Annotated in this window: 20 protein-coding genes; 4 read left to right on the forward strand and 16 right to left on the reverse strand. The window is 61.2% G+C overall.

Translation table 11 applies throughout. The annotated features are described in order from the left end of the window. Positions 1-9 precede the first annotated feature (9 nt). The 4 genes from CWE17_RS03405 to CWE17_RS03420 are packed head-to-tail and all read right to left on the reverse strand — an operon-like array spanning position 10 to position 4,309. Positions 10-762 (reverse strand): hypothetical protein, encoded by a 753-nt coding sequence (locus tag CWE17_RS03405; protein ID WP_131454965.1) that lies wholly within the window; start codon positions 760-762, stop codon positions 10-12. Further along, on the reverse strand, positions 759-2,330 hold the full coding sequence (locus tag CWE17_RS12355; protein ID WP_240789226.1) for a PilN domain-containing protein: 1,572 nt from the start codon (positions 2,328-2,330) through the stop codon (positions 759-761). The genes CWE17_RS03405 and CWE17_RS12355 overlap by 4 nt, the downstream gene beginning before the upstream one ends. Positions 2,331-2,363: 33 nt before the next feature. Further along, positions 2,364-3,527: a quinone-dependent dihydroorotate dehydrogenase gene (locus tag CWE17_RS03415; protein WP_131454966.1), complete on the reverse strand. Its 1,164-nt coding sequence runs from the start codon at positions 3,525-3,527 to the stop codon at positions 2,364-2,366. 8 nt (positions 3,528-3,535) lie between these two features. Next, entirely contained in the window at positions 3,536-4,309 is a 774-nt protein-coding gene (locus CWE17_RS03420) for a ribonuclease H (RefSeq protein ID WP_131454967.1), read from the reverse strand. A 62-nt stretch (positions 4,310-4,371) separates the two neighbouring features. On the opposite strand from CWE17_RS03420, the gene CWE17_RS03425 reads away from it, so the two are divergent. Further along, entirely contained in the window at positions 4,372-5,055 is a 684-nt protein-coding gene (locus tag CWE17_RS03425; protein ID WP_131455212.1) for a DUF3747 domain-containing protein, read from the forward strand. Positions 5,056-5,320: 265 nt separating this feature from the next. Here CWE17_RS03425 and rplL read toward each other — a convergent pair whose 3' ends face one another. The 8 genes from rplL to gloA all read right to left on the reverse strand — a co-directional run bounded on the left by rplL (position 5,321) and on the right by gloA (position 12,192). Further along, positions 5,321-5,713, reverse strand: coding sequence for a 50S ribosomal protein L7/L12 (gene rplL, locus CWE17_RS03430; protein WP_131454968.1), 393 nt, complete (start codon positions 5,711-5,713; stop codon positions 5,321-5,323). Positions 5,714-5,760: 47 nt separating this feature from the next. Continuing rightward, complete coding sequence (rplJ, locus tag CWE17_RS03435; protein WP_131454969.1) at positions 5,761-6,288, reverse strand: 50S ribosomal protein L10; 528 nt, start codon at positions 6,286-6,288, stop codon at positions 5,761-5,763. Between the two features lie 243 nt (positions 6,289-6,531). Then, on the reverse strand, positions 6,532-7,239 hold the full coding sequence (gene rplA, locus CWE17_RS03440; protein WP_131454970.1) for a 50S ribosomal protein L1: 708 nt from the start codon (positions 7,237-7,239) through the stop codon (positions 6,532-6,534). A gap of 83 nt (positions 7,240-7,322) precedes the next feature. Further along, positions 7,323-7,748: a 50S ribosomal protein L11 gene (gene rplK / locus CWE17_RS03445; RefSeq protein WP_131454971.1), complete on the reverse strand. Its 426-nt coding sequence runs from the start codon at positions 7,746-7,748 to the stop codon at positions 7,323-7,325. 108 nt (positions 7,749-7,856) lie between these two features. Continuing rightward, on the reverse strand, positions 7,857-8,519 hold the full coding sequence (gene nusG, locus CWE17_RS03450; RefSeq protein WP_131454972.1) for a transcription termination/antitermination protein NusG: 663 nt from the start codon (positions 8,517-8,519) through the stop codon (positions 7,857-7,859). A gap of 66 nt (positions 8,520-8,585) precedes the next feature. Next, positions 8,586-8,825 (reverse strand): preprotein translocase subunit SecE, encoded by a 240-nt coding sequence (secE, locus tag CWE17_RS03455; RefSeq protein WP_131454973.1) that lies wholly within the window; start codon positions 8,823-8,825, stop codon positions 8,586-8,588. Between the two features lie 77 nt (positions 8,826-8,902). Then, positions 8,903-11,725 (reverse strand): ATP-dependent Clp protease ATP-binding subunit, encoded by a 2,823-nt coding sequence (locus CWE17_RS03460; RefSeq protein ID WP_131454974.1) that lies wholly within the window; start codon positions 11,723-11,725, stop codon positions 8,903-8,905. A 68-nt stretch (positions 11,726-11,793) separates the two neighbouring features. Next, positions 11,794-12,192 (reverse strand): lactoylglutathione lyase, encoded by a 399-nt coding sequence (gloA, locus tag CWE17_RS03465; protein ID WP_131454975.1) that lies wholly within the window; start codon positions 12,190-12,192, stop codon positions 11,794-11,796. Between the two features lie 99 nt (positions 12,193-12,291). On the opposite strand from gloA, the gene eno reads away from it, so the two are divergent. Continuing rightward, positions 12,292-13,584, forward strand: coding sequence for a phosphopyruvate hydratase (gene eno, locus CWE17_RS03470; protein WP_131454976.1), 1,293 nt, complete (start codon positions 12,292-12,294; stop codon positions 13,582-13,584). Positions 13,585-13,587: 3 nt separating this feature from the next. Here eno and CWE17_RS03475 read toward each other — a convergent pair whose 3' ends face one another. The 3 genes from CWE17_RS03475 to CWE17_RS03485 all read right to left on the reverse strand — a co-directional run bounded on the left by CWE17_RS03475 (position 13,588) and on the right by CWE17_RS03485 (position 16,199). Then, positions 13,588-15,246 carry an ABC1 kinase family protein gene (locus CWE17_RS03475; RefSeq protein WP_370318265.1) on the reverse strand — a complete coding sequence of 553 codons (1,659 nt, stop codon included), beginning with the start codon at positions 15,244-15,246 and terminating at the stop codon, positions 13,588-13,590. Positions 15,247-15,266: 20 nt separating this feature from the next. Further along, positions 15,267-15,578 (reverse strand): hypothetical protein, encoded by a 312-nt coding sequence (locus CWE17_RS03480; RefSeq protein ID WP_131454978.1) that lies wholly within the window; start codon positions 15,576-15,578, stop codon positions 15,267-15,269. 69 nt (positions 15,579-15,647) lie between these two features. Then, positions 15,648-16,199 carry a hypothetical protein gene (locus CWE17_RS03485; protein WP_131454979.1) on the reverse strand — a complete coding sequence of 184 codons (552 nt, stop codon included), beginning with the start codon at positions 16,197-16,199 and terminating at the stop codon, positions 15,648-15,650. A gap of 219 nt (positions 16,200-16,418) precedes the next feature. On the opposite strand from CWE17_RS03485, the gene CWE17_RS03490 reads away from it, so the two are divergent. Further along, positions 16,419-17,876 (forward strand): site-specific integrase, encoded by a 1,458-nt coding sequence (locus tag CWE17_RS03490; protein ID WP_131454980.1) that lies wholly within the window; start codon positions 16,419-16,421, stop codon positions 17,874-17,876. Here the strand turns inward: CWE17_RS03490 and CWE17_RS03495 are convergent. Then, the gene (locus CWE17_RS03495; RefSeq protein ID WP_161971408.1) at positions 17,866-18,531 is read right to left on the reverse strand and encodes a DNA N-6-adenine-methyltransferase; all 666 of its coding nucleotides are present in this window, start codon (positions 18,529-18,531) and stop codon (positions 17,866-17,868) included. The genes CWE17_RS03490 and CWE17_RS03495 overlap by 11 nt on opposite strands. 237 nt (positions 18,532-18,768) lie before the next feature. On the opposite strand from CWE17_RS03495, the gene CWE17_RS03500 reads away from it, so the two are divergent. Continuing rightward, positions 18,769-19,344 carry a recombinase family protein gene (locus CWE17_RS03500; RefSeq protein ID WP_131454982.1) on the forward strand — a complete coding sequence of 192 codons (576 nt, stop codon included), beginning with the start codon at positions 18,769-18,771 and terminating at the stop codon, positions 19,342-19,344. Positions 19,345-19,407: the final 63 nt, after the last annotated feature.

The following is a 19,407-nucleotide window of genomic DNA, read 5'->3' on the forward strand; positions in this document are numbered from 1 at the left end:
CCTCAAAGTTCAGGCGGGCGGACGTCCATCAGCGCTGCCCCCGAGCGAAGAATCAGGTGCGGCTTCCGGCCGCTGGTCATAAAAACTGAGCCGCAACTTCAACTGGGTGAGCACCGGAGCAGAGGCCGTTGCCTTCTTGGCATCAGAGCGCTCCACCTCCACACCACGGATCTCCAGATCGCTGGACTGCACCAGCAATTCCAGCGCCTCCATTCGACGCAGAAACGCTTGAACCGCCTGATACGAACCCCGCAGCTGCAGCAGCACGCTGGTGGCCTCGTAGCCCCGGGCGGCGAGCGGATCCTTGGGGGCCTTGGCCGCGCCTGTGTCCTTGCCGTTGGCAGCTTTCGTCTTAGCCGGCTTCCCCTTGCCGGCCTCGAGAGCGGCCGGCGGAACCGGTTCGTAAAGCTCGATCGTCACACCGGTGGCCATAGCAATCCGGCTGAGCTGGGCCAGGAAAGTCTGAATCTGGCCCTTGCCGGCCAGCAGCTTCACCAGCAATGCCTGCTGCTCCTGCATGGAGCGTTCCTGCTCCTCCGTCTTGGCCAGCTGCCCCTCCAACAGTGGCAAGCTCGCCTGCTTCGCCTCCAGCTCCCCGAGGCGCCTTTGCTGGACATTCAGCCGCTGCCAACGGGGCCAGCCATCCAGCGCCAGCAAACCGAGAGCCACCAGCCCCCCCAGCACAATCGGCGCCCCCAGCAGCAGACGCTCCCGGCTGATGCGTCTGCTCCAGGTGGGTTGAGTCGAGCTGAGGTTGGTCACAGCGCCACCCCTGCCTGTTGCAGCAAGCGATAGCGGGCCGCCAGGCCATCAGCGCCGAGCGCCTCGAGCTCCGCCAGGGACGGCCGGGCCGCCGGGTCCAGGGTCCAGCGGAGCGAGAACGTCAGCGCTGCCGGCCGCTCCTTGTCGGCGTCGGGGCGCGTGATCTTGACCACCTCGACCCCATCGGCTGCGCTCATCGGAAGAGCTGCCAGAGCCAGCACCAACGCATTGATGCGCTCCAACGGCCCTGGGGCCATGGCGGCGGCCACCTCCCCTGAGATCTGGATCGCGTCCCCCTGCACCCGCACCGACTGCAGTTGCACGCCCCCAGGGGTCACCCGGCGCAGTTGCTCCAGCAGGGCCGATCCGGAACGCACCGCCACCAGCTGTTCCGCAAGACGGGTGTTGTCCTTGCGCAGCGCCGCTGTGCGGGCGCGCATCCGGCGCAGTCGACTCTCTGCCGCAGTCACCCGTGCTTCCACCGGCAGCAATGCCGCCAAGGCACGGGCCTGCTCAGCCTCACGCCACCCCATCGCTCCCAGCAGCAGCAGCGTCAACAGCAGCACACCTCCACCGACCAGCGATCCCCGCAGCAGCAGCGGCCGGGTCGGCAGCTCGCCGGCCTCAGCACCCGCCAGGCCAAGCTCCTGGCGCCGTTCCTGCAGCAGGTCGATGGATGACGCCGCCGCGGTGATCGGGGCCTGGTCTGGCAATGCCAGTGCCAGCAACGATGGCTGCCCCTCCCCTTCAGCCATTGGGCACCAGGCCAGCTGCTGCTGCCGGGCCTCCTGGGGGGCAGTGATCCACCAGCGAGCGGGCTGCGTCGAGGCTCCCCCCTGGTGCTGCCAGGCCGCCAACAGCTGCTGCACCTGACGCTCCAGCTCAGCCCCAGCAGGCAAGTAACGATCGAGCTCCGGCAGGCCATGGCGCAGGAGCAGCAACCGCCAGCCGCGGCCCTGCTGCAGAAGCCAGACCAGATCCCCGCCAGCCTCCCCTAACCGGACCACCAGTTGCCGACGGGCGGCCGCCAGCAACCAATCCACCTGTTGCAGGCGCAGATCAGCCACCTCGATCACCGCCACCCAGGCCTGCAGCAGCATCCGCTCGGTACCCACCAGCACCTGCTCGCCTCCGGCTGCCTCCGGAGACTCCAGCGCGAGGTAGGCCTCTGCAAGAGGAAAAGGCCAGCCGAGCTCGGGCTGAAGCGCGCGCAGATCATCACTGCTGCCAAGGCACCCAGCAGCAGGCGGCACCAAGAGGCGCCACTGGCCTGCCTCCAGGGGCAGCATCAGGTGCAGATCCACAACTGTGGGGGGCAGGCCGCTCTCCAGCAGCAGATCAGCGATGAACTCCGCCAGAGCCTCCCGTTGCAGCGGCAGGCCATCTCGACAGATGTCCGCCGGCAAGTTGGCCGCTCGATGGCACCAGGCATCCTGCTGCCACCACATCAATTCCAACTGATCCGAAGCTGGTGCCAGCCACACCGCCTGGCGCGCCATCAGCGCCCGCCATCCGGCCTGGGCCCGCTCCAAAGCGGGAACGCGCTCGATCAGTGCTCCCAGCTCCAAGATCCGAGGAGGCCTTTAACGGCACGGTATCGACTAAATCCAGGGCACGCCGCTGCCGACCGCCTCACGGAGATGCCGGAAGCCATGACGATCCAGCTGCTGCAGGAGGCCCTCCAAAATGCGTGGCACCAGATCAGGACCCTCAAAAATCCAACCGGTGTAGAGCTGCACTAGAGAAGCCCCGGCCGTGATCCGCGCCCAGGCCGCCTCTGGGGAATCGATGCCACCCACCCCGATCAGGGGCAGAGCAGGCCCGGCGGTGGCCCGCAGGCGCCGCATCACCTCCAGAGCACGATGGCGCAGGGGCGCACCGCTGAGGCCTCCGGCCTCCTCCGCCAGGCTGCGTCCAGTCTGGGGAAGCAAGCGCTGCTCCAGGCCGAGACGGTCCAGGCTGGTGTTCACGGCGATCACCCCCGCCAGTCCTTCCTCGTAAGCAAGGCGTGCGATGCCATCAATCGCATCGTCTTCGAGGTCTGGGGCGATCTTGACCAGCAAGGGTGGACAGGCCGGCAAGCGACGCAGGCGCTCCACCAGCCGACGCAGCTGCACCGAATCCTGGAGCTCCCGTAAGCCAGGAGTGTTCGGTGAACTCACGTTGATCACCGCATAGTCAGCCAAGGGGGCCAGCAGCTCCAGCGAGGAGGCGTAGTCATCGGGAGCAAGCTCGAGGGGGGTGACCTTCGATTTGCCCAGATTGATGCCGAGCACCGCCGGACGCTGACCTGGTGCCGCCAGGGCCTGGCGCTCCAAGGTGCGGAGCATCGCCTCCGCCCCATCGTTATTGAAACCCATCCGGTTGAGAGCAGCCCGTTCCGCCGCTAGCCGGAACAACCGCGGGCGGGGATTACCGGGCTGGCGATGCCAAGTGACCGTGCCCACCTCCGCAAATCCAAACCCGAAGCGATCCCAGAGCCCAGCGGCCACACCGTTTTTATCGAACCCGGCCGCCAGGCCCACCGGATTGGCGAAGCGACAGCCAAACAGCACCTGCTCCAGGCGCAGATCGCGCCGTTGCAGTTCGGCCGCAACCCCCTGCAGCACGGTGGAGACCCCTGGCCAGTTGCGACGCAAACTGGCTTGCCCAAGAGCCAGCAGCGCCGATCGGCTCAACTGCTCCGCATCCACGCCCTCATCGCGGGCAAGCAAGGGACCCAACCAACGTTGGTAGAAGCCTCCCGTAGAGAACGGCTCGGCCATTGGCCCCCTTAGTTCTGTTCTGATCCTGCCTCGGCACGTTGCAAGCGCCAGAGGCGCCCCTCCTCGAGGGGCTCCACCCACCAGTCGCGCCATCGCCAGGGACCATCCCGATCCTGGAGTCGGGCCAGGGGCTGCTCCACCAGCTGGGCCAGCTCCACCGCTGTGAGGCCATAGCCGCCCTGGGCGAGACGATCAGCAAGCTCCAGGCGACTGAGCAGTCGCTGCAATGAGGCTGGGGCCGGGGCCTCCTCCAAGGCCGCTGGGGCAGAAGCACCTGCAGTAGGAGCTGGTCCCGACGCGCCGAGCACAGGACGCTCTCCTCGGGAGAAGGCCACGGCGATCTGATCCACGCGGTCGTTATCGGGGTCGCCGCTGTGCCCTTTCACGTAGGCCAGGGGCACATCCGGCAGCCGGGCGCGATCCAGGGCCTGCCAGAGATCCTGATTGAGCACGGGTTTACCAGCAGCGGTCTTCCAGCCCTTGCGTTTCCAGCCGGCCATCCAAGAGCCAAGCCCATCAATCAGATATTTGCTGTCGGTGCGCAAGCGCAGATCAGGGTGGCGGGGCAACTCCTTGAGCCGCTCCAGCACAGCCAGAGCCGCCTGCAACTCCATCCGATTGTTCGTGGTGGCCGGATCTGAACCGCCGAATTCCTCCACACTGCCGTCCTCAAAGCGCAACAGCGCTCCCCAGCCCCCCGGGCCGGGGTTCCCGCTGCAGGCCCCATCGGTGGCCGCTGCCACCACCCGGCCGCGAGCGTCGCGATCGGCCTTGTCAGCCATTGGTTTCGATGCAAAAGGTTCGGTACAACACGGATTGCGTTCCCACCCAGGAGTTCCCCGCCATGCCGCGAACCTACCCCGGAAGCCTGGTGGCCGGACTGCTGCTCAGCCTGAGTGGATTGCCGCTGCTAGCGGCGGGACTCTTCGACAGCCAGCCCCTCAATCAGGAGCGCTTTGCCGTACTGGCGCAGGCGGTGGGACGCAACAGCTGGAAACTGCTAGTGCTGGAACAGATCCAGAAACGCCCTCTCTGCTGGGAAGAGCGCCGCGACGGTCTGGTGAACCCATCCCTGAATGACTTCGATTTCTCGGGGATCTGCAGCCGCTACCTCGACAGCAACGGCTACTCCCTGAGGGCCGGTGGCGAAGACATGGACAAACGCTTCCGACTGCGGATTGAGGACGATCGCAATGGCTTGGTGCTGTTGGCCATCGACCCGGATCGGGGGGGGCCGATTCCAGTGGCACGCGCCAGCCGCTACCGCCGCGATCGCAATGCCTTTGTGAAACTGAACCTTGAACCTGGCTGGGCTCTAGAGCGACGGGCCTACCAGGGGCGCACCCTCAGCCACGTGTATTTCGCCAATCCCTCACCCACGAACCGACTTCTGGCCCTGGCAGGGGAGAGCGACACAACCGGTGGCTTCCACAGACTGGGCCAACCTTCGGCGCCTGAGGCGCCGAGAATCAGCAGCCTGGCCGGACGTGGCCCGGTTCGCCTGGAGGTGATTCCTTACAGGCCTTGAGCGGATCCAATCGCCGCAGCTTGCAATCAGACAGTTGAAAGAGCGCACGATCACAGCAGCGCAGCATCCTTCTCCGAATTAACTTCGCTGAGTGTGAGGAGTGCCGAGCGCCTCTTCAGGGTCGAAACAAGGACAGACTCCTGTAATGCGTTCCACTCAAAGCTCCGCCTTCGGCGGGGCTTTTTTTTGCCCTTGATTCAGTCATCAAAAAGCCGGCCCCAAGGGACCGGCTGTGAAAACGACAGGGGGGAAGACCCCCTTGCGATCACTTGAGGGTGACCTTGCCGCCGGCCTCTTCGATGGCCTTCTTGAGGGCTTCAGCTTCATCCTTGGACACACCTTCTTTGATGGCCTTAGGAGCAGCTTCAACCATGGCCTTCGCGTCGCCAAGGCCGAGGCCAGTGGCTTCACGGACAGCCTTGAGGACCTTGATCTTGGCGGAAGCATCGAAGCTTTCCAGCACAACATCAAATTCGGTCTTCTCTTCGGCGGCTTCACCACCGCCACCGGCGGCAGCGCCAGGAGCGGCCATCACCACACCAGCAGATGCGGCAGCGGACACACCGAAGGCCTCTTCGATCTGCTTGACAAGCTCGGAAGCTTCAAGCAGCGAAAGAGTTTTCAGCGATTCGAGAATTTCGTCGGTTTTTGCAGACATGGGTGGGAATCAGCAACAGATCAAAAAAACAGTCGGGTCGAAGACGATCAGCTGTCGCCGGATTCGGCGTGCTGCTTGAGCGCCCGAGCAAGACCGGAGGGAACCTCGTTGATGCCAACAGCCACCTTGGTGGCCACAGCATTGATCGCACCGGCGATCTGGGCCATGAGCACCTCCTTGGAGGGGAGGTCACCGATGGCTTTGATCTCGTCCGTGGACAGGAGCTTGCCTTCGAAGAGGCCGCCCTTGGTCTCGGATTTCTTGGTCTCCTTCTGGAAGGCCTGAACGGCCTTTACAGCACCACCGACATCGCCCTTAACCAGAACGAAGGCATTGGTGCCGCTCAGAAGAGCGTCGAGATTTGACCAGGCACTGTCACCATCAATGGCACGACGCATCAAGGTGTTTTTGGTCACCTTGCATACACCGTTGCTGGCCTGCAGACGGGTCCGCAGATCAGACATCTCCTTGATGGAAAGACCCTGGTAATCCAGGACCAGTGCCATTTCGGACTCACCGAGGAGCTGCTTGAGCTCTTCGACGATCTGTTGCTTGCTCTCCAGCGTGCGGCCCATAGGAATTGGATCGGATCGAGGGGAACAAGCTGGGCACGCGGCCGATCAACACTTCCGAAGAAGCGGAGGCCGCGTGTCGATCCAATCCCCGAGGGGACAAAAAACCGTCGCGTCTGCCTCGGCAGGATTTACGAATCGCTCGAATGCTCGTTAAGAACGATCGAGTGGTTCACCCGCTGTCTATGGCCGGGCGCGTGCCCGTCTGGCTTTCGCCAGCTCAACAATTTACATCAACGAGGGGGCTTACCCCTCCTGCTTGATGTCCTGGAGAGCGGAATAGTCCACCTGCACCGAGGGGCCCATGGTGGAGGTCACATACAAGCTCTTCCAGTAACGGCCCTTGGCACCACTGGGCTTGTTGCGATCAATGGTCTCCTGAAGCGTCTTGAGGTTCTCCAGCAGAGCATCGGCCGTGAAGCTTGCTTTACCGAAACGCACATGCACGATGCCGGTGCGATCGGCACGGAACTCGAGTTTGCCGGCCTTGAATTCCTTGATGGCACCTGCAAGGTCAGTCGTCACAGTGCCGGCCTTGGGGTTAGGCATCAGGCCACGGGGGCCAAGCACGCGACCGAGTTTCGCCACCTTGGGCATCATGTCGGGGGTGGCGATCAGGAGATCGAAGTTCATCTCGCCCTTGGCGATGGAATCAACGAGATCGTCATCACCAGCAAGCTCAGCGCCAGCAGCCTTGGCTTCGGCGACCTTTTCACCGCGGGTCACCACTGCAATACGCACGGTCTGACCGGTGCCATTCGGCAGCGCGACGGTGGTGCGCAGCTGCTGATCGGTGTACTTGGGATCGATGCCGAGGCGCACATGGGCCTCCATCGTTTCGTCGAATTTGGCGGTGGCGTTCTCCTTGATCAGCTGAATCGCTTCAAGGGGTTCATAGGCCCGGTCCTCGATCTTCGTGACGAGGCTGGCCAGACGCTTGGAAAGTTTTGGCATGACAGGGATGGGGTGCAGGCGACCAATCGGTCTCCCCCGGTAATGGGAACAGTGAAGCTTGAGGTGCGGAGTTGAGCAGCGCGTCAGTCGCTGATGGCGACGCCCATGTTGCGGGCGGTGCCTTCGATGATGCGCATGGCCGACTCAACGCTGGTGCAGTTGAGGTCAGGCAGCTTGGTCTTCGCAATCTCCTCGAGCTGGGCACGGCTGATGGAGCCAACGCTGCCCTTGGCGGACTGACCGGAACCCTTGTCGATTCCAGCGGCCTTAGTGATCAACACAGACGCCGGAGGCGTCTTGGTGATGAAGGTGAAACTGCGGTCCTCGAAGACCGAAATCTCCACCGGAATCACATAACCGGCCTTGTCCTGAGTGCGGGCGTTGTACTCCTTGCAGAACGCCATGATGTTGACCCCGTGCTGACCGAGGGCAGGACCCACCGGCGGTGCAGGGTTGGCTTTGCCGGCCTGAAGGGCCAGCTTGATCACAGCTACGACTTTCTTGGCCATCGGCTACAGGAGTTGGACATCTGCGGATCACCTGGCCCTCGGGACAGATGCGGCGGAGTAGCGAACCACCCCTCAGGCCGCCCTCCGCAGGGAGACGGCCGCCGCTGATCAGTTCTGCTTGCTCACCTGAGAGAACTCGAGCTCGACCGGGGTTTCCCGGCCAAAGATCGACAGCAGAGCCTTGAGCTTGCTGCGCTCCCCTGCCACTTCGATCACCTCACCCTGGAAGTCTTTGAACGGACCGGCGGTCACCAGGATTTGGTCACCCTCGGTGAGATCGACCTTGACGACGGTCTTCTTCTCAGCCGCCCGCTTGAAGATGCGGTCGACCTCCTGACGGCTAAGGGGCCGGGGCTTGATGTGGCCGCGAGCCTTACCGGTGGCACGCCGATCTTCTGCACCCACGAAATTGATGACGTTTGGGGTGCTGCGGACCGCCATCATCGTGTCCTCGTCCAGCACCATGCGCACCAGCACGTAGCCAGGGAAAACTTTCTCCTCGGTGGACTGACGGCTGCCGTCCTTCTTCACCTTCACCGCAGGGGTTTCGGGAATTTCAATCTCAAGGATGCGAGAGCTGACGCCGAGGGTGACAGCGCGCTGTTCCAGCGTTGCTTTCACCTTCTTTTCACAGCTCGAGGCCACCTGAACCGCGTACCACCGGGCCACGCTGGTGCGAGCCGCGGCCGAAGCCGTCCCCTCTTCACCCTCATTCGGTGCTGGCAGATCCAGCACCTCGGAGGTATCAGCTGTGAGGTCGACGTCAGACACGGGCGAAGGAGGAGGAGGGAAAACGACGGGGGCAATCAAGGGTCCGACAACGGAACCGACGACGCCTCAACGGAACACCTGAGAAGCAGCCCAGCCGTAAAAACGACTGAGTGCAGCGATGGCCGCAGCAGACAGACTGACCATCAAAATCACAGCGATCGATTCGCTGAAGAGCTGCTGACGACTCGGCCAGACCACCAGCTTGAGCTCCTCAAACGCGGCCGCCAGAAAGCCACCCTTTCGCCCCTCATCAGAGGGAGCTTGGGGCTGGCTCGCGGTGGTGTCCTCGGAAGTGGGGGTGGTCACGGATCGGGGGCCGGAGCTGACACCGGTGCTGTCAGCACCTGCCGGCAAACAGACACCTTACCGGATGCCTGATCGGCTCAGGTTTGAGGTTCGAAGCGGAACGGGTCCAATGCCGTCGCGCCGGGAGCGACCTTCACCGCCTTGGCACCGCGGAAGCGATCCTCCAAAAGTTCCGTAGCCAGAGGATTTTCCAACTGTCGCCGCAGCACCCGGCGCAGGGGCCGCGCTCCGTACTCCGGTTCAAAGCCCTGCTCCGCCAGGGCTCGCACAACGGCTGGGTCAACGCGCAGCTCCAGGTCCTGCTCCCGAATCAGTTGGTCCAGCTCAGCGAGCTGTAGATGCACGATCCGCTCAAGATCGTCGATCGCCAGGGGCCGGAAGCGGATCACCTCATCAATCCGGTTGAGGAATTCCGGCCTGAACTGGCGCGACAGGGCCTCATCCACCTGGGCGGCGAGAGCCTGGTCGAGCGCCGCGACATCGGCCTCCGGCTGCTGCCCCTGACGGGCCCGATCCAGAATGGCGCGACTGGCCAGGTTGCTGGTCATGACCACCACCGTGTGGCGAAAATCGACGGTGCGCCCCTGGGAATCCGTGAGACGCCCGTCATCCAGCACCTGCAGCAGGACGTTGAAGACATCGGGGTGCGCCTTCTCCACCTCATCGAGCAGTAAGAGCGCGTAGGGGCGCCGACGGACGGCCTCGGTGAGCTGACCACCTTCCTCATAGCCCACATAGCCGGGAGGAGCTCCAAGCAGGCGGGCCACTGCGTTGCGCTCCATGAATTCACTCATATCAAGGCGCACCAGCGACTCCTCCTCGTCAAAGAGCAGGGCTGCCAAGGCCTTAGCGAGCTCGGTCTTGCCCACCCCTGTGGGTCCGAGGAAGAGAAAGGACCCCACTGGGCGACGCGGGTCCTTCATGCCGGCCCGGGCGCGTCGGATCGCCGCTGCCACCGCCTGCACCGCTTCGGGCTGACCAATCACACGCTGGGCGAGGTGGTTCTCAAGCTCCAGCAGCTTCTGGCGCTCGCCCGCCAGCAGGCGCTGGACAGGGATCCCGGTCCAGCGGGCCACCACATCAGCGATGTCAGCAGCCTCCACCTGCTCCCTCAGCAGAGCCCTGCCCTCCGCCTGAGCCGAAATCAGCACCTGCTCCAGATCGCGGCGGCGCTGCTGCACGCGATGGAGCTGGTCGTATTCCAAACGGGCGGCTTCCTCGAGATCAGCGTTCCGCTCGGCTTCGGCGATGGCATGGCGCAGATCCTCATCGTCCTGCAGGAGCTGACGCAGCTCCGCCAATTGATCCCGCTCCGCCTGCCAACGCTGACGCAGATCCTCCAGACGAGACGCAGCCTCCAGACGGGATCGCTGCAGCTGAACTCGCTCAGCCTCCGGTGCCTGCTCAGCCGACAACAGCGCCAGCTCCACCCGGCGCAGCTCCGACTCGGCATCCTCCACCACCTGAGGCTTGGAGGTCACATCCATTTTGAGCTGGGCGGCCGCCTCATCAATGAGGTCGATGGCTTTATCCGGCAGACAGCGATCACTGATGTAGCGATCCGCCAAACGGGCCGCCGCCGTGAGTGCTTCATCGGTGATCGTCACGCCATGGTGCAGCTCATAGCGCTCCTTCAGGCCGCGCAGAATCTCGATGCTGAGCTCGATCGAAGGCTCAAGGATCGGCACCTGCTGAAAGCGTCGACTCAAGGCCGGATCCTTCTCCACCGTGCGCCGATAGTCCTCCGTCGTGGTGGCAGCAATACAACGCAGATCACCCCGGGCGAGGGCTGGTTTGAGCAAACTGCCTGCGTCGGCACTGGAGCGGTCGCTGCTGACCACCGTGTGCAGTTCATCGATGAACAGCACCACTCCCGCCTCGGGATCACTGACCTCCGCCAACACCGAGCGCAAGCGCTCCTCAAACTGGCCGCGGAACTTGGCACCCGCAATCAAGGCGCCCACATCCAGGGCGACCAGCCGCAGACCCAACAGCGAGTCGGGCACCTCACCGGCAACGATCCGCTGGGCCAGCAGTTCAGCAATCGCGGTCTTGCCCACCCCAGGAGCACCAATCAGCACCGGATTGTTCTTGCCCCGTCGGGACAGGACCTTGATCAAGCGCCGGATCTCCCCATCGCGACCGATCACCGGATCCAACTGACCGGCCTCCGCCGCCGCCGTCAGATCCCGTCCATAGAGCTCCAATGCTGAGGGTTCAGCGGGCAGCTCAGATGCCGGGGGCTCAGCAATCGACTCCATCGGCACCTGGCGAGGTGCCGCGGACTGTGGTGGTGCAATCGGCGGTTGAGGAACAACGGACTGTTGTTGAAAAGCAGACGGTTTCTGTGCCGCCGAAGCTTGTCGTTCAGCCGATGACCTTGGCTGAGCAGAACGCTCAGCGGAGACGGTGGGGACCACCGCCGACCCTGGCGACCAACGACGTAGCTCCGACTCGAGGCGATCGGCCGGGAGGCCTGCACTGTCGAAGAGGTCAGCCCCGATGCGTGGATCACGTCCGATCGCGATCAGCAGATGGGAGAGCTCGATCTGGCGGGATCCCCAGAGGGCGCGAGAGCGGTCCGCCGCCTCCAAGAGCTCCTCGAGATCTTCTCCAATAAAGAGATCGTCTCCCCGAGCCATGGGTTGGTCGGCGAGGAAGGCCTCCAGTCGATCCATCAGCCCCGGGACATCGAGCGGCAAGGCCCGCACCGTCTCCATGAAGCGACGGTCGCTGAACAACACCTGGAGCAAATGCTCCACATCCAACTCGGCATGGCGCCAACGGCGGGCCAGATCCTGCCCAGCCAGCAGCAGATCCCAGGCCTCGTCGCTGAAGCGATCGGGCTCCATGGTGAGGCTGGCCGGTGGATCTGTGGCGGAACGCATCTCGGAAGTCATCGTCACCCTTTTGGCGTTAGGCAGTTGCGTTAGGCAGTGGCGTTAGGCAATGGCGTGAAGGAGTGGCGTTAAGCAGCCGCCTTGGAGGAGAGCTCGATCAGCTCCACCTTGTATCCATCGGGATCCTCCACAAAGGCGATCACCGTGCTGCCGTGCTTCATCGGACCGGGTTCACGCACCACCCGTCCCCCTTTGCCAGCGATGGCCGCGCAGGTGGCCCGGATGTCCTCCACCCCGAGGGCGATATGGCCATAAGCGTCACCGAGCTCGTAATGATCGGTATCCCAGTTGTGCGTCAGCTCGAGCACCGTGTGCTCACTCTCATCGCCGTAACCCACAAACGCCAGGGTGAAACGGCCCGAGGGGTACTCCTTGCGACGCAGAAGACGCATTCCCAGCACCTCGGTGTAGAAGCTCAAGGAGCGCTCCAGATCCCCTACCCGGAGCATGGTGTGCAACATGCGCATCTGCGTCAATCCCCGGGTCTCTCCAAGCATGGTGCCAAAGCACACAAAGGAGGGTCAGGGGGCGACCCATAGGATCCTCGGAACTTTGAACGACGGCACGTGTTCGATTCCCTCGACCTCGTCATTGACACCATCGTTGCCAGGGAGGTGCTCGATTCCCGCGGCAACCCCACCGTGGAAGCGGAAGTGCTGCTCGAGGGAGGCGCCAGCGGTCGGGCGATCGTTCCCAGTGGCGCCAGCACCGGCGCCCACGAGGCCCATGAACTGCGTGATGGCGGCAGCCGCTACATGGGCAAGGGTGTCACCCAGGCGGTGGACCACATCGAGGATCGGATCGCGCCCGCTCTCTGCGGACTGTCTGCCCTCGACCAGGCGAGCATCGATGCAGCCATGCTCGAACTCGACGGCAGCGCCAACAAATCCAACCTGGGCGCCAACGCCATCCTGGCGGTGAGCATGGCCACGGCCCGTGCAGCTGCCAACGGCGTGGGGCTTCCGCTCTACCGCTACCTGGGCGGACCGATGGCCACCCTGCTGCCGGTGCCCCTGATGAACGTGATCAACGGCGGCGCCCATGCGACCAACAGCCTTGATTTCCAAGAATTCATGCTGGTGCCCCACGGTGCTCCCAGCTTCCGCGAAGCCCTGCGCATGGGCACTGAGGTGTTCCATACCCTCAAGGGCCTGCTCAAGGACCGTGGCCTGAGCACCTCCGTGGGCGATGAAGGCGGCTTCGCCCCTGATCTGGGCAACACCGAAGCGGGCGAAATCCTGGTGGAAGCCATTGAGAAAGCCGGCTACAAGCCCGGTGAGGAAATCGCGCTTGCCCTCGACGTGGCCAGCACAGAGTTCTTCGCCGATGGCCGTTACGCCTTTGGCGGCGGCAGCTACACCAGTGCCGAGATGGTCGATCAACTCGAGCAGCTGGTGAATCGCTTCCCGATCGTTTCGATCGAGGACGGACTGGCGGAAGATGATTGGGAGGGCTGGAAGCACCTGACTGAACGCCTGGGCAACCGTGTGCAGCTCGTGGGTGATGACCTGTTCGTGACCAACAGCCAGCGCCTTCAGCAAGGCATCGATGCCAGCACAGCGAATTCGATCCTGATCAAGGTGAATCAGATCGGCACCCTGACCGAAACCCTGCAGGCGATCGATCTCGCGGGCCGCAGCGGTTACACCAGCGTGATCAGCCACCGCAGCGGTGAAACCGAAGACACCACCATTGCTGATCTCTCCGTCGCCACCCGCGCCGGTCAGATCAAAACCGGCTCCTTGAGCCGCAGCGAACGGGTCGCCAAATACAACCAGCTGCTCCGCATTGAAGATGAGCTTGGTAGCCAAGCCGTTTATGCCGGTGCCGTTGGCCAAGGTCCCCGCGGCCGGGGCTGAGGCTCAGGGACCGTTCTGGCCAAGCTGCTCAATCCGTCCATCCCGACGGAGCTTGAGTTGCAGCTTGAGCCAGCCCATGCCTACAGGAACTCCTGCCGCCACAGGCAGCAGGGCCCACAAAGGCCGAGGTCCCGCACCCAGCAGCGCAGCTGCCAGGGCCAACGAGCCCAACAGCACGGATTGTCCGACCGCGTGTTGTGCCGTCACCATGCGCCGGAACTGACGGTCGGATTCGCCCATCCGGATCTGCAGTTGCAAATCCCCTTGCTCAAGGCGCTCCAGGCTCTCGTCAAGCCGGCGGGGGATCCCTGCAGCGCGGCTGCTCAGCGCTCCCACCTGTCGGCCCAGTTCATTAAAGAGATCGTTGGGTCCGGATCCGCTGGAAGCCATCAAGGGAAGGAGGTAGGGCTTGGCAATCGCCACCAGGCTAAATGCGGGATCGAGGCTGCGTCCGACGCCTTCGAACGTGGAGAGGGCCCGCATCACAAAAATCAATTCCACCGGCAGCCGGAAGGGCTGGCCATACACCAGCTCGTAGAGATCTCCCGAAAGCTTGTCGATCACATTGGCGCTGAATGGAGGCGTGAGCGCCTCCTGCAACATCAACCGCACCAGACGCCTAACCGGCCCGATGTCCACATCACGGGCGATCACCCCGGCGGCCTGCATCTCACTGACCAGAGCCGCCGCATCCCTTGAGGCCGCCGCACGAACCATGGCACCCAGCCGCCGACGTAGGCCATCGGAGAGCAGCCCCATCATCCCGAAGTCGTAATAGATCAGGGCGCCGTCACTGGCGACAGCGAGGTTGCCGGGATGGGGATCGGCATGGAAGAAGCCAAAGCGCACCAGTTGCTGCAGATAACTGGCCGCTCCGATTTCAGCCACAGACGAAGGCTCGATCCCTGCGGCAACAAGGGCAGGGCGATCATTGACCTTGATTCCCGGCAAATAATCCAGGCAAAGCACCCGACGGCTGCTCAGCTCCCAGATCACCCCGGGCACCCGGATGCGTGGCTCATCGAGAAACTGCTGCCGGAAGCGGGCGGCATGCTGAGCCTCCAAGCGGAAGTCCAGTTCCCGCAACAACACTCTTCTGCATTCCTGGGCGATCGCGACCCAATCGCGGCCCCGGCCCCAACTGGGATGCCGCTGCAGAACGGCAGCCACCTGCTGCATCACCTCCAGATCAAGGCGAAACAGGCGTTCGAGCCCCGGGCGCTGAATTTTCAGCACCACCTGCCGACCGCTTCGCAGGCTGGCGCGATGCACCTGGGCCAAGGAGGCAGCTCCGAGGGGCTGCTGATCCAGATCGATGATCTCGGCGCAACGGGCTCCGAGCTCGTCCTCCAGCACCGCCTGGGCCCGGTCAAACGAAAAGGCAGGCACCCGGTCCTGAAGATCAGCCAATTCGGACACCCAACCCGCTGGAAGCACATCGGGCCGGGCCGAAAGCAGCTGACCGAGCTTGATGAAGGCCGAGCCAAGGGCGAGCAGTTCAGCCGTCAGCCAGCGGGCACGTTGCTGCTGACGGGCCTGACGCCGTTCGGCGTTGCAACCGCCGGGATAGGTCCAGGCGCAACCATCCCACCAGAGCAGAACGATGAGCGTGAGCACTGCACGCCAGATGCGCAAGGCACGCAGCACACTGCGCAGGGGCATAGGAAGCGCCGGAGCCCCCATCAGGGTGTCTCCTCCATCAAGCGACTGAGCTCCGCAACCCGCGCACGGAGGCCATCAATCTGCTGCTGGGGATCCACATCCCCAACGGGGCCTGCGGGCTGTGCGGGGTCAGACGGCTCCTTCTCATCGGCATCCAGTCGTTCCGCTTCCGCCCGCACCTCGTCTTGAAAAAGATCCCATTCTCTGCGCAGCCGCTCAGGTGCGTCCTGGGCGATCACGGCCACTTCAGCGGCCGCCTCCGCCAAACCATGGCCGAGGCGAGCGGCCAGGCGGTGCATGGTGGCTCTGATCAGGGCATCAGGAGAGGGCATGACCTCGACAGAGCTGATGCTGAAACTGTGGCAGATTCCCGGCGGAAAGCGCGATCCCCAACCAGCGGCCTAGGGGGTCGGGGGAGCGACCGGCGCCGCCGGGAAGGGAGCGAGAGGAGCGGGCGACGCTGGTTGGGCCTGAGCCGGGGCGGGTTCAGCCACAGCTCGCGCTGGCTCAGGCTTGGGCAGCACAGGCGCGGGAACCACCGGAGTGGGCTCCGCCCAGACCGGCTCAGGCAGCGCCTGCTCTGGCAGCGGGCCAAGGGCAGCCTGCTGCTCTGCATTGCGCTTGGCTTCAGCAGCAAGGCGCTCCGCCTCCAGGGCAGCTTTCTCGGCTTCGCGCTGGCGAGCCAACTCCGCCTCTTTGGCTGCCACATCAGCAGTCAATGCCTGCTGATCGTCACCGTGGAGTCTCCGCAGATCCTCAAGCGTCTGTCCAGGGAATGGCTGCGCTGCGAACCCCTCACGTTGAGGCTGCTGCAAAGCACCCTGCATCACGATGATGCGTTGGGTGATGCCGTAGCCCAGGGCAAAACAAGCGCCTGCCACGAGCGGACCCACCCAGAAGCGGGGTCGCGTCGGCCGCTCAGGTGCAGCCTGGGACGTGGACTCCTTGGCCAAGGGGAAAGCGTCCAATTCACAGGTCCATCCTGGCAGCCGCGACTGGGATCAAGTGGTGTAGTCGGCGTTGATGCGACCGTGTTTAGATTTTTGAGTGGTGGAGCGGGGTTTAGGGGAAGGGCAAGGCGTTAGCATACCGTTAGCAACGGCACCGACCGACCGAAAACCCAGTCACAACGGACCAACCGTTAGCAAACCGTTAGCGGCGCAACAGATTTAATGACTTCCAGCAGCAACAAGTTTGTATTAGACAGGAAGGATATTCCTGGAGACAGGAATGCTTATGTCTACAGAGATGCGAACAGAGGAGGAAGATGGTGCCTATACTTTTACGACAAAGAAACAACTAGGAGGCATAGATTTGTACTAAAAGACGGGAATGGTAAACATCCACCTCCAAAGACAGAAGCGCAAGAAGAGGCTTGGGTACTTGGGATAAGCCGTTTTGTAGAACTCAAAGGCAAGAGCGACAGAGGAGAAGCGATAGCGTCGCTCACCTTTGGCGATATGATAAACAAGTTTCTACTAAAGGAAAAACGCAGAATCAGCGAAACTCCTCATGGTGGAATAACAAAAACAAGGTATCGCTTATTAGAAAGTCAATCCAGGTGGTTAAGAGAGTACCTGGGGAATGACGAGAGGCAAGTTCACAGAATCAGAAGAAATGAATTCTTAAACTACGAGACCTGGAGAAAAGAAAGAGCGAAAGAACTAGGCAAACCAACACCGAAGCAAAGTACTATCAACCAGGAACTCTCCACACTCCGTCGGTGCTTCCAGGAAGTAGCGATTACCAATGGCTTCTTAACAAGAGATAGTACGCCAGAAATCCCCAACATTAGACTTCCCAAAGACAAGAAGCATAGAAGAGACGATTTAACAGACAAAGAATGGGAACAACTAGAGAAATGTGCTCGGTACTACTGGGCAAAAGGGAATACCCGATTAATTGACGCCGAAGGTTCTATAGAAAAAGACAGTTCAGGTCAGTACAAAGTGAAAGCAAATATCAGTCATCCAGGTTCCCAAAGGGCAAAGACACAACTTCTTCACAGAGAAATGATTTACTGGGCGATGCGGATTTCTATGGATACTGGTATCCGTATAGGGTCCTTAAAGAAACTAAAGTGGAGAGACATTAGCGAGAACACAACGATACCCAAAGAAGAGCGGAAAATATGGGTTGCAGTTGATGTTCCAGCAGAGAGCACAAAAACTGGAAGGTCTTACAGAGTTTCAGCACCGATAGCAAGGCACCTACAAAATCTCCGCAAAACCACAAAGTTCCTCAAACCGAACGACTTCCTCTTTACCAACCAGAAACTAGGACAACCCTTCAGCGACAGAATATGGAAAGACAGTTTATGCGAAATGCTTGTGGAAGCAGGACTGGCGGAATGGGCGGAGGACGACAGCAACAATCTACGAAAAATCAGCATTCACACAGGGAAAAACCTTACTTGGTACAGTTTCAGGCATACTTATATCACTATGAACTTGAGAAGAGGTGTTCCCGTGGCGATTGTAGCCGCAAACACCGATACAAGTCTAAAGTACATAGAAGAACACTATTTCCACTATCGCGCCGATGAATCAACAGAAATCCTTGGCAAAGGCAGAAAGTTAAAAGGTGCTATGACCGAATTAAAATGGGTAGACCAAACAATTAGCAACTAGTTCTTCTTCTAAAGGCTTCAACTCTACAGGTTGTTCCACAGTACTTTCGCGTGGTGCGAACAGCGGTAAATGGTTTGCCGCAATAAGCACACGACATTTTTTTAATTTGAGAATGTGGTTTATTGATTACGCAAGGAATACCTACATCACCCATTACAGACAGAAACTTGTGAAAGTTGCCGCCTGCGTAGACAAGAGCGAAGGGGAAACTGGACATTTCCCCTATCGGTTTGTAGTCGGCATCCAGGAAAGACAACTTCCGTTCCAACAAAATAAATCCCTCTGCCTGTTCCCGCAGCAGAAGGCGTGAGGATTTGTTCGTCAAGGCCATTACTGGTAACAGCACCACTGCTTCTGTAACAGTGCTACTAGCGAAGTAGAGGGAAAGGTGTCGGATCCAATCCTTGCTATTACTGAATGGTGGGTTGAGGAACACCCGTCCCTTCCAGGGTTGCTCTAAACCATTGTCTTCCTTGGTGAAATGGTGTGAGGCTTGTACTCGTCGTTGTGGGTCCGCACAGGGGTCAAGGTCAATTCCACCCAGGGCAGAAACCACAAGGTCAAGCACCCAACCTGGTGTGTACCTCTCGTCCGTTACGGAGGTTGCCGCCGTGTTGGCGTGGTTGGTGACCCGAGACCAGGCGGAAGCAGACACCACTAGCGTTGGGTTTGGCGTTGGTGAAATGGTACGGAGACTGCCACCAGGTGCAAGAGCAGAAACGGTTCAGCACCAACCGATATAGGTCGGTGCTGGCGAATCAGAGCGAGAACAGCGTTACCAAAACCGTACGGTTACGAACAGAGCAGGAACGGGACGGTTCAACTTGGTTTGAGGTGTTCCCAAAACACTGTTCGGTTGGTAGTATTTCCGTAACACCCGTTTTGGAAACAAGTGGTCGCTCGGTCAATTGGCTATGCTCGTGTAAGCACCTCACACCAGTCAGTAGACGCCCAGGTATCGCTGCTGAAGGCAGAAGGGTGTTCTGTGGTCTTCCACGAGGTCGTAAGCACCCGTATCAAGGAAGGAGACAGACCTCAACTCCAATCCGCCTTAAACGCCCTTGTGGAGGGTGATGAACTAGTCGTGGCGAAACTGGACCGACTAGGGCGGGACCAGCGTTCCGTTATCAACCGCCTCCACGACCTCCAGGAGCGAGGCATCCACATCCGAACACTGGACGGACTGGTTAATACCCGTGGTCTTGGAAAGTTTGCACCGATACTGATTGGTCTTCTTTCTGGCCTTGCTGAAGTGGAAAGGTCCCTCATACAAGAAAGGACCTTGGAGAGTATTCAACACCGCAGAGAAACGGGTGGGAATCTAGGTGGACGACCAAAAACCAATCAGGCCAAAGAGAAACTAGTTCTTCGCTTGCGTGAAGAAGGATGCTCCTATCGATCCATCAGAGAACAAACAGGAATAGGTCTCTCTACGATCAGAAGGATTTTAGTTGAGAATCTTAAGTGATAGCAGAATTTACCAAGTCAAAACCACTTGATTTTCTGCCGTTGGACAATACGACTCAATTAG

Source organism: Synechococcus sp. BS56D (assembly GCF_004332405.1).
In the GTDB taxonomy this organism is placed as follows: Bacteria; Cyanobacteriota; Cyanobacteriia; order PCC-6307; family Cyanobiaceae; genus Synechococcus_C.